The sequence below is a fragment of the Caminibacter pacificus genome, assembly GCF_003752135.1.
GTDB classification, from domain to species: domain Bacteria; phylum Campylobacterota; class Campylobacteria; order Campylobacterales; family Nautiliaceae; genus Caminibacter; species Caminibacter pacificus.
The window spans coordinates 534544-546340 of the sequence record NZ_RJVK01000001.1; the positions used below are offsets into that span (position 1 = coordinate 534544).

15 protein-coding genes are annotated in these 11797 nt (G+C 34.4%); 4 read left to right on the plus strand and 11 right to left on the minus strand.

Annotated features, from left to right (window positions below; translation table 11 throughout):
- Positions 1 to 52: 52 nt before the first annotated feature.
- The gene (gene hemW / locus EDC58_RS02800) at positions 53 to 1228 is read left to right on the plus strand and encodes a radical SAM family heme chaperone HemW (RefSeq protein ID WP_123351980.1); all 1176 of its coding nucleotides are present in this window, start codon (positions 53 to 55) and stop codon (positions 1226 to 1228) included.
- A gap of 70 nt (positions 1229 to 1298) precedes the next feature.
- Here the strand turns inward: hemW and EDC58_RS02805 are convergent, their stop codons facing one another.
- Genes EDC58_RS02805 through EDC58_RS02830 form a run of 6 tightly spaced genes read right to left on the minus strand, consistent with a single transcriptional unit; the run spans position 1299 to position 5914 of the window.
- Positions 1299 to 1976 (minus strand): flagellar basal body L-ring protein FlgH, encoded by a 678-nt coding sequence (locus EDC58_RS02805; RefSeq protein ID WP_123352158.1) that lies wholly within the window; start codon positions 1974 to 1976, stop codon positions 1299 to 1301.
- Positions 1977 to 2026: 50 nt separating this feature from the next.
- Positions 2027 to 2755: a GGDEF domain-containing protein gene (locus tag EDC58_RS02810; protein WP_123351981.1), complete on the minus strand. Its 729-nt coding sequence runs from the start codon at positions 2753 to 2755 to the stop codon at positions 2027 to 2029.
- Positions 2756 to 2758: 3 nt separating this feature from the next.
- The gene (gene trpC / locus EDC58_RS02815) at positions 2759 to 3529 is read right to left on the minus strand and encodes an indole-3-glycerol phosphate synthase TrpC (RefSeq protein WP_123351982.1); all 771 of its coding nucleotides are present in this window, start codon (positions 3527 to 3529) and stop codon (positions 2759 to 2761) included.
- Positions 3530 to 3587: 58 nt separating this feature from the next.
- Positions 3588 to 4844, minus strand: a complete 1257-nt coding sequence (locus tag EDC58_RS02820) for a tetratricopeptide repeat protein (protein WP_235823157.1) — start codon at positions 4842 to 4844, stop codon at positions 3588 to 3590.
- The gene (locus EDC58_RS02825) at positions 4828 to 5223 is read right to left on the minus strand and encodes a YkgJ family cysteine cluster protein (RefSeq protein WP_123351984.1); all 396 of its coding nucleotides are present in this window, start codon (positions 5221 to 5223) and stop codon (positions 4828 to 4830) included. Before EDC58_RS02825 ends, EDC58_RS02820 begins: the two co-directional genes overlap by 17 nt.
- A 7-nt stretch (positions 5224 to 5230) precedes the next feature.
- Entirely contained in the window at positions 5231 to 5914 is a 684-nt protein-coding gene (locus EDC58_RS02830; RefSeq protein WP_123351985.1) for a tRNA1(Val) (adenine(37)-N6)-methyltransferase, read from the minus strand.
- Positions 5915 to 5990: 76 nt separating this feature from the next.
- On the opposite strand from EDC58_RS02830, the gene kdsB reads away from it, so the two are divergent.
- Genes kdsB through EDC58_RS02845 form a run of 3 tightly spaced genes read left to right on the plus strand, consistent with a single transcriptional unit; the run spans position 5991 to position 8496 of the window.
- Entirely contained in the window at positions 5991 to 6710 is a 720-nt protein-coding gene (kdsB, locus tag EDC58_RS02835; RefSeq protein WP_123351986.1) for a 3-deoxy-manno-octulosonate cytidylyltransferase, read from the plus strand.
- Positions 6691 to 7593, plus strand: coding sequence for a 4-hydroxythreonine-4-phosphate dehydrogenase (gene pdxA, locus EDC58_RS02840; RefSeq protein WP_123351987.1), 903 nt, complete (start codon positions 6691 to 6693; stop codon positions 7591 to 7593). Before kdsB ends, pdxA begins: the two co-directional genes overlap by 20 nt.
- Positions 7594 to 7653: 60 nt before the next feature.
- On the plus strand, positions 7654 to 8496 hold the full coding sequence (locus tag EDC58_RS02845; protein ID WP_123351988.1) for a 4-hydroxythreonine-4-phosphate dehydrogenase: 843 nt from the start codon (positions 7654 to 7656) through the stop codon (positions 8494 to 8496).
- Positions 8497 to 8509: 13 nt separating this feature from the next.
- On the opposite strand, the gene EDC58_RS02850 is transcribed toward EDC58_RS02845, so the two are convergent.
- From EDC58_RS02850 to EDC58_RS02870, 5 genes are read right to left on the minus strand one after another with little or no spacing between them, the layout of a single operon-like run.
- Positions 8510 to 8917, minus strand: a complete 408-nt coding sequence (locus tag EDC58_RS02850; RefSeq protein ID WP_123351989.1) for a hypothetical protein — start codon at positions 8915 to 8917, stop codon at positions 8510 to 8512.
- Positions 8901 to 9458, minus strand: a complete 558-nt coding sequence (locus EDC58_RS02855) for a 2-oxoacid:acceptor oxidoreductase family protein (RefSeq protein ID WP_123351990.1) — start codon at positions 9456 to 9458, stop codon at positions 8901 to 8903. Before EDC58_RS02855 ends, EDC58_RS02850 begins: the two co-directional genes overlap by 17 nt.
- Positions 9458 to 10288 (minus strand): 2-oxoglutarate ferredoxin oxidoreductase subunit beta, encoded by an 831-nt coding sequence (locus EDC58_RS02860; RefSeq protein WP_123351991.1) that lies wholly within the window; start codon positions 10286 to 10288, stop codon positions 9458 to 9460. The genes EDC58_RS02855 and EDC58_RS02860 overlap by 1 nt, the downstream gene beginning before the upstream one ends.
- 24 nt (positions 10289 to 10312) lie before the next feature.
- Positions 10313 to 11458, minus strand: coding sequence for a 2-oxoglutarate synthase subunit alpha (locus EDC58_RS02865; protein ID WP_123351992.1), 1146 nt, complete (start codon positions 11456 to 11458; stop codon positions 10313 to 10315).
- The gene (locus tag EDC58_RS02870) at positions 11458 to 11757 is read right to left on the minus strand and encodes a 4Fe-4S binding protein (RefSeq protein ID WP_123351993.1); all 300 of its coding nucleotides are present in this window, start codon (positions 11755 to 11757) and stop codon (positions 11458 to 11460) included. The genes EDC58_RS02865 and EDC58_RS02870 overlap by 1 nt, the downstream gene beginning before the upstream one ends.
- Positions 11758 to 11797 lie beyond the last annotated feature (40 nt).

Consider the following 11797-nt stretch of genomic DNA (forward strand, 5'->3'; position numbering starts at 1 on the left):
TCACCTTTTTTAGATAAAATTATAGCTAAAATTGTGAAATGGAAAACGTTAAATGACAGATAATAAAAGAAAAAAATACAATTTTACAACCTCAAACGACGATTTTCCGCTTCTTTATATTCATATTCCGTTTTGCGATAGCAAATGCAACTACTGCGCTTTTAATTCCTATACAAATATAAACCACTTAAAAAAAGAGTACTTCGAAGCGATAAAAAAGCAGTTTTTAAACGACGTAAAAAAAGAAAATTTCAAAACCGTCTTTATAGGAGGCGGTACACCGTCGACTATGAGCGTGGAGTTTTACGAAAAACTTTTTGGGCTTTTAGCGCCTCATATAAAAAACTGCCGTGAAATTACGATAGAATGCAACCCGAACACCTCTTACGAATGGCTTAGAGAGATAAAAAACTTGGGAGTGAATAGGATAAGCTTCGGCGTTCAGAGTTTTAACGATGAAAAACTAAAATTCCTAAATAGAAACCACTCTCCATCCCAAGCGATAAATGCAATCCAAAACGCAAAAAAAGCCGGCTTTGAAAACATAAATTTAGACCTCATCTACTCTACCGCACTTGATACGAAAGAGCTTTTATCGCAAGATTTGAAAATCGCTTTTTCTCTTCCGATCACACACATCAGCGCCTATTCTTTGACAATAGAAGAAAATACGAAATGGGAAGGTGATTTTTCAAAAAGAAAATATGACGAAGAACTTGAAATTTGGTTTATTGAAAAGATTAAAGAAAAATTCCCTCAATACGAAATATCGAATTTCGGAAAACCTTGCGAGCATAATTTGGGATATTGGAGAGGAGACGAATATATAGGTATCGGTGCCGGGGCGGTAGGGTTTAGGGAATGGAGAATGGGGAATGGAGAATGGGGAATGGAAAATAGAGAATGTACAATGTACAATGGAAAATGGGATATGAAGAATGAAAAAAGAAAAATATTTAGATACTACACCCAAAACGACGTTTACGAATACCTAAAAAACCCTACGAAATACAATTACGAATATTTAAGCCTTGAAGATATAAAAAAAGAAAAAGTATTTTTAGGGCTTCGCTCCATTTTAGGCTTTGAAGAGAATATTTTAAACGAAGAAGAGAAAAAAAGAGTCGAAATTTTGATAGAAGAAAAAAAATTATTCAAAAAACAAAATAAAATCCACGCTTACGACTTCTTGCTTGCAGACGCTCTTAGCGCTTATATTTTAGACTGACTTTTTCGTACAATACCCACAATTTCACTATATCACTATTCACAAACTCACCATTTCACTACCCCACTTCTTACCACGGCACAATCGCACTCCACAATTTAGCAAACCAATTTTGTTCGGTATACCTTTTGATATCTCCTTGGGTTTTATATGCAATTTTCGCATCGGCGATATATTTGCTGTCTATCGTATTATCGGGGCTGATGTCTTCTGGTCTAACTACACCGCTTATTTGAATAATCTGTTTTTGTCCGTCCACATACAGCTCGCGAGTGCCGTAGATGTAGTAGTTTCCGTTTGCGAGTACTTTTACTATTCTTGCCGTAATTGTCGTTTGAAATTTTTCGTTTCTTTGTTGAGTGCCGCTACCTTGAAAAGTTCTTGTTGAATTCATACTTGGAAAATTAATACCGATACCGGTTTTTGAGAGTTTATACTCTTTTCCTCCCACATACGCACCGCCCGAAATCGTGGCGTCAAAAAGCCCTCCGGCATCAGTATTGGATTCGTTTAGTTTTTTGCTGGCTTGTGAGGATTGAGTGATTTGTTCGGTAATTACAACCGTTACGACGTCATTTACTCTTTTTGCTTTGGTATCGGAAAAAAGATTGGTTCCGTTTGAAAATAAAGAGCCCGGATTGTTTGATACGTTGTCCGTATCTTTACTCGGCATTTCCTGAACGTATTTCGGAGGAGTCATAGAAATAGTAGGGTCCATCGGGTGAGACGCACAACCAATAAATAGCATCCCACCCGCAATTGCTACGGCGGTTAAGGTTTTCAATTTGAATCCTTTTTTTACTCAAAAAGCAAAAACTGTTCCAAAAAGTCTACCCTGTTACCGCCTTTTTCTTTTGCTAAGATTACGGCTTCATCAGCTCTTTTTATTAAGTTATTTAAAGTGTCTTGGTCTTTTTTTTCTGTAATACCAATACTTAGAGAAAGTGCGATAGGTTTTCCTTCCACTTCGATAATTTTTAGCATATTTCTTATTCTGTTGGCTAAATTAATCAATTCTTCTTTATTTGAAAAACTCATAATTATAAAACTATCACCGCCGTATCTACCGATAATATCCATACCCCTAAGAGACGTTTTCAGTTTCGAACCGATTGTATGTAGGATTTTGTCGCTGAATTCAAGCCCGTATTTGTTATTAAAAAACGAAAAATCGTCAATATCGATAATCATAACGCTAAGAGGCAATTTTTTTCTTTTTGAAATATCAAAATATTTATAGGCCATCTCAAAAAAGTAAATTCTCTTATAAACATCAGTAGTTTCGTCAAATTTTGCAAGTTTAGAGAGTTTTTCGTTTAGGTCGTTTATTTTTAGCTTAAGTTTAAACATAACAAATGATGCCGTTATCGATACGGCAAAGACAAAAATAAACATAAAACTAACCGCATAAGGTATTATTTTCTTATCGGCGTTTAGATATCTGAGTAGAAAATAAAACACCGTACTCGATACTATCGAAATCAGTAAATCTTTAATCGCGTTTTTTAAAAAAACCCCGTTTAACAATTTCTATTCTCCTTTTAATTTTAAAACAGCATTTTTAATATCGGTTTGTCTCATAAAATGCTCCCCGACCAAAAAGGCGTCAACTCCGTTTTGATGAAGCCTTTTTACGGTATCGAAATCATTAATACCGCTTTCGGCTACTATTATACAATTTTTTGGCAAAAACGGAATAAGTTTTTTGCTCAAATCCATATCCATTTTGAAAGTTTTCAAATCTCTGTGGTTAAATCCGATAATCTCAGCTCCCACTTCCAATGCTTTTTGCAAATCTTCTTTATCGTGAATCTCAAATAACACTTCAAGACCGATATTTTTTGCAAAGTCGTATAATTTTTTAAGCTCATCAACTTCAAGCGCTTTTGCAATCAAAAGCACAAAATCAGCCCCTGCTGCATAGGCTTCGGCGATTTGAAACTCATCTACGATAAAATCTTTTCTAAGGAGCGGAATATTACTAAATTCGTTAATTTTTTTCAAATATTCCAAACTACCCTGAAAAAAATGAGGCTCGGTTAATATACTCATAGCATCGGCAGTTTCGTTATAAATTTTAGCAATTTCCAAAGGATTAAAATCTTCTCTTATAATTCCCTTTGAGGGACTCGCTTTTTTTACTTCCGCAATTATTCTATAAGGATTTTCCGGAGTGGATTTTAGAGCTTTTTTTACATCTCTAAAATCCCTCTTAACATTCAAAAATTTCTTAAAATCCTCTTCGTTTTTTCTTTTTTGCAAATCTTTTTTCGTCTGCGTTATTATCTTTTCTAAAATCATATATCCCCTTTCTTTCGATTATATTATACAACTTCACAACCACAATCTTTCTAATTCACTATTTCACCATTTCACCTTCTCTTTTCCCTCTCCTCACACACTTCTCAATCAAACGTTTATGTTTTAAAATCTCTTTGTCTTTTGTTTGAATGTATCTTATTATATCCCAAGCTTCCTTGCATTTTCCAAGCTTATAATACCCCCAAGCAAGAGAGTCGATATATTCGATATTTTCAGGTTGCAATTCCACCGCTTTTTGTACGAAATAAAGACCTTTTTTTACATTTATGTCGTTATCAATCAATACATATCCCAAAAAATTATACAAATATGCATTCGGATAAAAAGCTATTAAATATTCGAGTTTTTTAGCGATATCTTTTATCTCCTCTTTTGTTGGGTGGTCGTAATAGAGATATTCGCAATATTTTAATAAATATTTCGGATTCGATGTTTTTTCATAAAGCTCGTACGCAACGGCCGAAGCTTTTCTGAATTTTTTTTCTTGTACATAAACCATCATTAAATATTCTTTATTTAAGCCGTATTTTTTAATTAAATTTATCGCTTTTTTGTATTCGCCGTTTTCCATATAGATGTTGATTGCATAAACTAAATATTTTTCATCGTAAATACCGAGTTTTTCGTATATATTGGCGAGATTGTCGTAATCATACGTTTGTTTATAAATAACGGCAAGCCTTTTACATACGTCAAAATCACAGCCGTATAAATCGAGATGAGTTCTCAAATACGCAAGCGCTTCGTTGTATTTTTTTAGTCTGATAAGGACATCACTAAGTTCTAAAAGAACGTTTTTAGAGTGGTTTAGTGCATACAATGACTTCAAATAATATACGGCTTCATCGAGTTTATTTTGTTTGATTAAAATATAAGACATCATCATATAATAAAACTCGTCTTTTTTGTTAAATTTCTCTTTTAGCAGATTTTTCGCTTTTTCATACTCTTTTTTTTCAAGTAAAGCGAATATTTCATATTCGAATATTTTTTTATCGAAGTGTTCTTTGTTAAATTCTTCGGCTTTTTTTATAACTTCGTCAAATTTTCTTTCCCTAAACAAATCTTCGACTATCTTTTCATAATAAACTGGCTTTTTCGTTTTTTGATACAAATATTTATAAATAGCTATCGATTTGTTAAACTCGCCGCTATCTTCAGCCAAAAGAGCTTTTATAATATACTCGTCTTCATTGGGAATTACTTTTTTTCCGATAGGCGGAGGCGTTTGTTTTGTCGCACAACCCGTAATAATAAAAATACCCGCGATTAAAAGGCTAATTTTTCTTCTCAATCTCTTCTCCATTCTCCACGATACCCGGGCACTCTTTTTTTAATTCGTCGATTTTGTCTTTGAAATAATCCCAAAACGGAAACGTCCTACATTGTCTCGGTCTAACCGGATATATTTTACATCCGTTTTCGAAAAAAATACAAGCAAATCCGTTTTTGTAAGGTCTTTCCTTTATAGAATATTTATACCCCACTTTAATTAAAAAGCGATTAATAAATAACGATTTGTCAATTTTTAAAAAATTTGCGATATCCTCTATCTCTTTTGGAGAGACCCAAATATACCCGCTTTCACCGATACAACAATTCCCCTCGCAACTCTCGCAAGCACTCGGGTCGAATTTATACGGAAATCCCTCTTTTTCGATTAAATTTTTCATCTCTCACCTACACTTTTATACTATTTGTCGCGGCTTTTTTATAAATTTCTGCCGCTTCTTTCGAATATTCTTCCCCCTCAAAACCTATTAAAGGAGGATGAATAACCACCATAGATTTTGCGTGTCTTTTTGCTCTTATCATAACAAGCGTGGCTTTTTTATCGATTTTCGGGTGCATAAATCTCATATCGGTAATTTTTAGAGGTTTAGGCAATTTTTTTATTATTTCATCAACTCTTTTTGCATCATAACAAAAAATAAACTCCCCTCTTTCGCTCAAAACTCTATTCACTTTTTCAAAAAATTTATCCATTGGCAAAAACTCTTCGTATCTTGCGATTTTTTTTATTTCGTTTTCGCTTTTTAGAGTTCCTTGATAAAAAGGGGGATTAGAGATAATAAAATCAAATCTTTTTTTAAACTCATAATCCAAAAAATCATCGTTAATCACTTCGGCTTTTAGCGAGTTTTCTTTTAGATTTTTTTCTATAAATTCGGTCATTATTTTTTGCTTTTCGATAATGGTTAGATTGATTTTTGGAAAATCTCTTTTTATCAAAAGACCCAAAACCCCACAACCTCCACCGACTTCTAAAACCTCGCCTTTAATATTGAATTTCGTTATAAAATCGTACAAAAACATCGTATCGGAGTTATAACAATATCCGTTTTTAGGTTGATAGAGGTTCAAAGATTTCCTTTTTTGATAAAATTTTATCATAATGGCAATGAATAAAAAATGACAAAAATCAAAAAAAGGCGTATAAATGATTATTATTCCCGCAAGATTAAGCTCAAGCAGACTTCCTAATAAAGTTTTAGCCGAAATAGAAAACAAACCTATGATAATTTGGTGTGCGCAAGTCGCAAGCCAAGTTGACGACGTATGTATAGCAACAGACAGCCAAGAAGTAATAGAAGTAGCGAAAAAATACGGATTTAACGCCGTAATGACAAGCGACAAACACCAAAGCGGTAGCGACAGAATAAAAGAAGCGGCCGATATTTTGGGATTAAAAGATGATGATTTGGTAATAAATATGCAAGGCGACGAGCCGTTTTTGGAGCCTGAAATATTAAACGAAGTAAAAAATAAACTTTTAGAAATAAAAAAAAGAGATTTCGTAATGGTAAGCTGTTATAAAGAGATAAGTGAAATTCAAGCCGAAGACCCTAATCTTGTAAAAGTAATACTCGATAAAAACGGCGATGCGATATATTTTTCAAGAAGCAAAATCCCATACAACCGCGACAACACCCCGCACCAATACTTCGGACATATCGGTATTTACGGATTCGATAAAAAAAGTCTCGATATGTTCGTAAAAATGCAAGGAGAGATAGAACATATCGAAAAATTGGAACAATTAAGAGTTATAGAAAACGGCAAAAAAATAGCAATGATTAAAGTTAAAACCCAAAGCTTCGGAATAGATACAAAAGACGACCTTGAAAAGGCAAGAGCATATGCAAAAAGTCGCAATTAGCATTGGAGATTTAAACGGCGTAGGGATAGAGATAGCTCTAAAAGCACATGAAAAAATAAAAAAAATAGTCAATCCGATATATTGTATTAACAAAAAAATGTTAAAAAAAGCCGCTAAGTTATTAAATACCGAAATTCCAGATGATTTCGAAATTTTTGAGGTTGAGGGTGATTTTGAAATAAACCCCGGAAAAATAGACGAAAAAGCTGGAAAATACTCTTTTTATAGTTTTATAAGTGCTATTAACTTAGCAAAAGAAAAAAAAGTCGATGCCATATGTACGTTGCCTATCAATAAAGAGAGTTGGAGCAAGGCCGGGATAAAATACAAAGGTCATACCGAAGTTTTAAGAGATATCTTCAAAAAAGAAGCGATAATGATGCTCGGGTGTGAAAAAATGTATGTCGCTTTATTTACCGAGCATATTCCGCTAAAAGAAGTACCGAAAAAAATCAAAAAAGAAAAGCTTATTCAGTTTTTTTCGGACTTTTATAGAAGTACGGGATTTGAAAAAGTAGGAGTTTTGGGGCTCAATCCTCATGCAGGAGATGGAGGAGTGTTGGGAGATGAAGAGATAAAAGAGATATTGCCGGCAATAATCGAAACAAACGAAATGCTAAATAAAGAGATTTTTTACGGCCCTCTTGTGCCGGATATCGCATTTACGGCTAAAAAAGGGGTGTTTATTGCAATGTATCACGACCAAGGACTCGCACCTTTAAAAGCATTATATTTCGACGAAAGCATAAACGTATCATTGAATCTGCCGATTCTAAGAACATCCGTCGACCACGGGACGGCATTTGACATCGCATACAAAGGTATTGCTAAAACCAAAAGTTACGAAAATGCGATAAAATATATCTTAAATCACAAAAATTGACCTACATCAAGTTTTTTCCCCCTCTTGTTTGATATACTAAAACAAAAAAAGGAGCTTTTGATGGATTATCAAAAACTAATAAGATATCAGCACGAAAGTTTTATCAAATTTATTTATGCAAGCGTAATGGTAAAAGAAGAACTCGCAAGACACAAACTATACGACCTTGCTATGTTTAAATACAGACACATGGTATGGGCGATGACCGATGCCGCAAGAGAAGGTATTAAATTTAATATGGATTTCGACGAAAAAGAGATTGCGAAATTAAAAGTAGCGGAAACTGAAGAAGATTTGCTTGAATTATTGCTTGATGATTTAGACCAAAATATCGCTCTTTACGAAGGTATCGACAATCCTACTATCAATAGACTAAGAAGCGACGACACTTATTTTATAAGAGAATTAAGAGCTCTTGATTTAGAAGGTGAAATTACTGCATTCAATGACAACAAAACTCTCCCTGGCGTAGAACTTGAAGAGAGCTCAAAAGCGGCGCTCGTATTTTTCTTAATGGAAGAAACATTTAAAGAGTACGAACTAATTACAATTTATAGCTACCTAAAAGTACATACGGATATTACTATTGCCGAGAGTGCGTTTACCGACCTTGCATATGATTCTATATATCATCTAAAAAGATTCGCAGAACTTGCAAGCAAAATGGGAGTACTTACATTACCAAGACCTATACCTCACGAAAAATACGAAAACATCGGTATTGTAGAATTTTTAAAAGAAAACATCGAAGAAGAGATGGACGCTGAAAAACAATGCTTAATCTTAGCTGAAAAAATCGGAAACGACGATTTAAGCGAATTTTTACTATTTATCTCTCGCCAAGAAGTATATCACGGAGAACTTCTACAAAGAGCGCTTGATGCTATAAACGCATCAAAATAAGCCTCTTTTTTCTTCAGAATTTCTTATTAAATTTCGGTAGTTTTTTGTATTTAAAAAAGTACTCTTGAATATAATACGCTTCTAAAAATGCCGGTAAAATATCTTTAGGCGTTATAATTATTTCAAATTTCAAAATATTATATTCTTTTAGCATATCCTCAAAAGTAACTTCTCTATAATTCGTAAGCCTTCCTAACAATCCTTGATTGTAAAATTTACCGCTGTTATCTACGCTTCCTGCTTTTCCGATATAAATAAGCTCGAAAGTATCACACTTTTTAGCATATATTTTATAAACACCTTTTTGTTTATCCGTAATAGAATGTTTTTTTAGATTTTGAAGTAGCTCATTTATGGAGGTTATCTCAAAAGTAATTGTTTGAAATGAAAAAAAAGAGGAAGAATTAAGAAAGTCTTGCAAGTACTTCCTCAGCTTCTTGATATCCGAGTTCGAAAGCTTTTTTGTTAATTTCAACCGCTTTGCTCGGTACTGTTTCAATCATTGCTTGGAATACCAAATCTTTATCGATGTTGTTCATTCTTGTAGCAATTGCAAGCGCTACAACTGACTGAGTAATAACGTTTCCTACTTTTTCTTTTGCAATAGTAATTACTTCGATAGGGAACATTTTCCATCTTGCTTTATCATCTTCAGTAGGATAAACAAGATTAGGTTCATATACGATAATTCCGCCTTCTTTTACTCCGTCTTTGAATAGATGATATGACTTATCAGCAACGCTTAACATAAAGTCGATTTCACCGTCAACTGCGTAAGGATATAAAATTTCATGATCGTCAAGAATAATATCAACTTTTGTAGGCCCACCTCTTACTTGAGAAGTATAAGTACCTACTTGCACTCCGTATTTTCCAGCTTTTACATACGCTCTTGCCAAAATTTCACCAGCAAGAAGGACACCTTGTCCTCCTACCCCTGTAAATCTTAATTGCTTTCTCATTAGTTACCCCTTACTCTGTCGATAAGTTTGTAATATTCTTCGCAGTATTCAGGCTCTTCTTTTTGATATAGAACGCCTCTTGGGAATTTACCTTGTTTTTTAAGCTCGTATTTTTCTTCTTCGCTTAGTTTGTCCCATTTAGCTTTCGGAATAAGATTTTCTTCAATCCAATCCATATTTTTCTTAGCTTGTCCCAATTTATTTTTTCTACCGAAGTTTACGTGACAGTTAGAGTGAATATCAAAGAAACTGAATCCTTTATGTTGGAAACCTTTGATAAATAATCTTTCAAGTTTTTGAGCTTCCGCAACACTCTCTCTACCTACGAATGTAGCACCTGCACCGATTGCCAAATCAGCAGGGTCGAATGTAGGGTCGATATTTCCGTATTGAGTAGTTACAGACCATGCACCTTTTGGTGTAGTAGGTGAAACTTGGCTGTTAGTTAATCCGTAAATGAAGTTATTGATAAGTACGAAATTTAAGTCGATATTTCTTCTACATCCGTGAATTGTGTGGTTACCACCGATTGCAAGTCCGTCACCGTCCCCTGCAACAACAATTACGTGTTTATCAGGATGAGCAAGTTTAATACCTGTTGCGTATGCTACCGTTCTTCCGTGTGTAGTATGAACCGTATTTGCGTCGATATAACTACTAAATCTTCCGGAACATCCGATACCAGATACGATACAAATGTCGTTTTTATCCCATCCGAGTTTTGCGAATGCTCTAATCATAGCTTTCATAATAATACCGTCACCACATCCCCAACACCATAGTGTTGGCATTTTATCAGTTCTTAAATAATAATCATAATTAAATGCCATTGTTACTCCTTATAATTTATTTGTTTATTTTCCTGCCATTTCTTTAAGTTTAGCTTTAATTTCAGCCGGTGAAATAGGTCTACCGTTTGCTTTGAATAACGTATCGAAAGTTTCAGCTTTTCTTCCGCTTGCTCTTTGAATTTCTTTGAAATATTGACCTTTGTTCATTTCTGTTACAAGTACTTTGTCGAATTTTTTACAAAGTTCGTCAATTTTTTCTTCCGGAGATGGCCATAATGTAATAGGTCTGAATAGTCCTACTTTAATACCTTCTTCTCTAAGTTGTTTAATAGCTTCTTTTACTGCAAGAGATACGCTTCCGTATGCGATTACAAGAATATCCGCATCATCAATCATAAACTCTTCATAGCTTTCGATTTCGTCTTTATGAGCTAAAATTTTATTAAATAGTCTGTCAATCAGCTCTTGACACATTTTAGCGTCTTCTGTAGGGAATCCTGTCGGACCATGGTGTAATCCGGTTACGTGATATCTGTATCCTTTGAAGAACGGATTTAGAACTGCCGGCTCATCAGGTCCTACGTTATACGGTTCATAAGTTAGAGGGTCACCTTCATAAACTTTTCTATTTACGATATTTTTTTCAACTTCTTCTTTATCAGGAAGTACCGCTTTACCAACCATATGACCAAGTGTTTCGTCAAGTAACACGAATACAGGAGTCATAAATCTCTCAGCAAGATTAAATGCTCTAACAGTTTCAGTGTAGCACTCTTCCAAACTTCCAGCACATAGTGTAATTGATTGATAATCCCCGTGAGTCGGAGCTTGTGCTTGAAGAATATCACCTTGTTGCGGTCTTGTCGGAAGACCGGTACTCGGACCACCCCTCATTACGTTTGTAATTACAAGTGGTACTTCAGCCATAAATGCAAGCCCGATTTGCTCAGCTTTTAGTGAAATACCGGGACCAGATGTGTTAGTCATTGATTTTACACCGCTCATACTTGCACCAAGTGCAACAGAAATACCTGCAATTTCATCTTCCATTTGGATAAATACACCGCCTACTTTAGGAAGTAATTTACTCATTTCATGAGCAACTTCACTTGAAGGTGTAATAGGATATCCACCAAAAAATCTACATCCAGCATCAATTGCCGCTAATGCTGCTAATTGGTTTCCTGTACTTACGATTTCTCTTGGCATTACGCTTCTCCTTTAAGCTTTTTAACTTCGTTAAGTTTTTTAAATTTATATTCGTCTCTTTCTGCTACGAAAATACAAAAATCAGGACACTCAAGTTCGCACTCTTTACATCCGATACACCATTCAGGGTGTGTTACTTTTACCATTTGACCTAAAATATTATGAGGATCCGGTACCATTTCAAGTACACCTGTCGGACAAAAATCTACGCAAAGTTCACAACTTTTACAAATTGCTTCATCAACCCATACAGGCGTGTTTTCCGGAGCTTTTAATTTAAAATCTACATTTAAAGCCATTTAATCTCCTTTTTATTTTCTTTACATATTTATAATATCA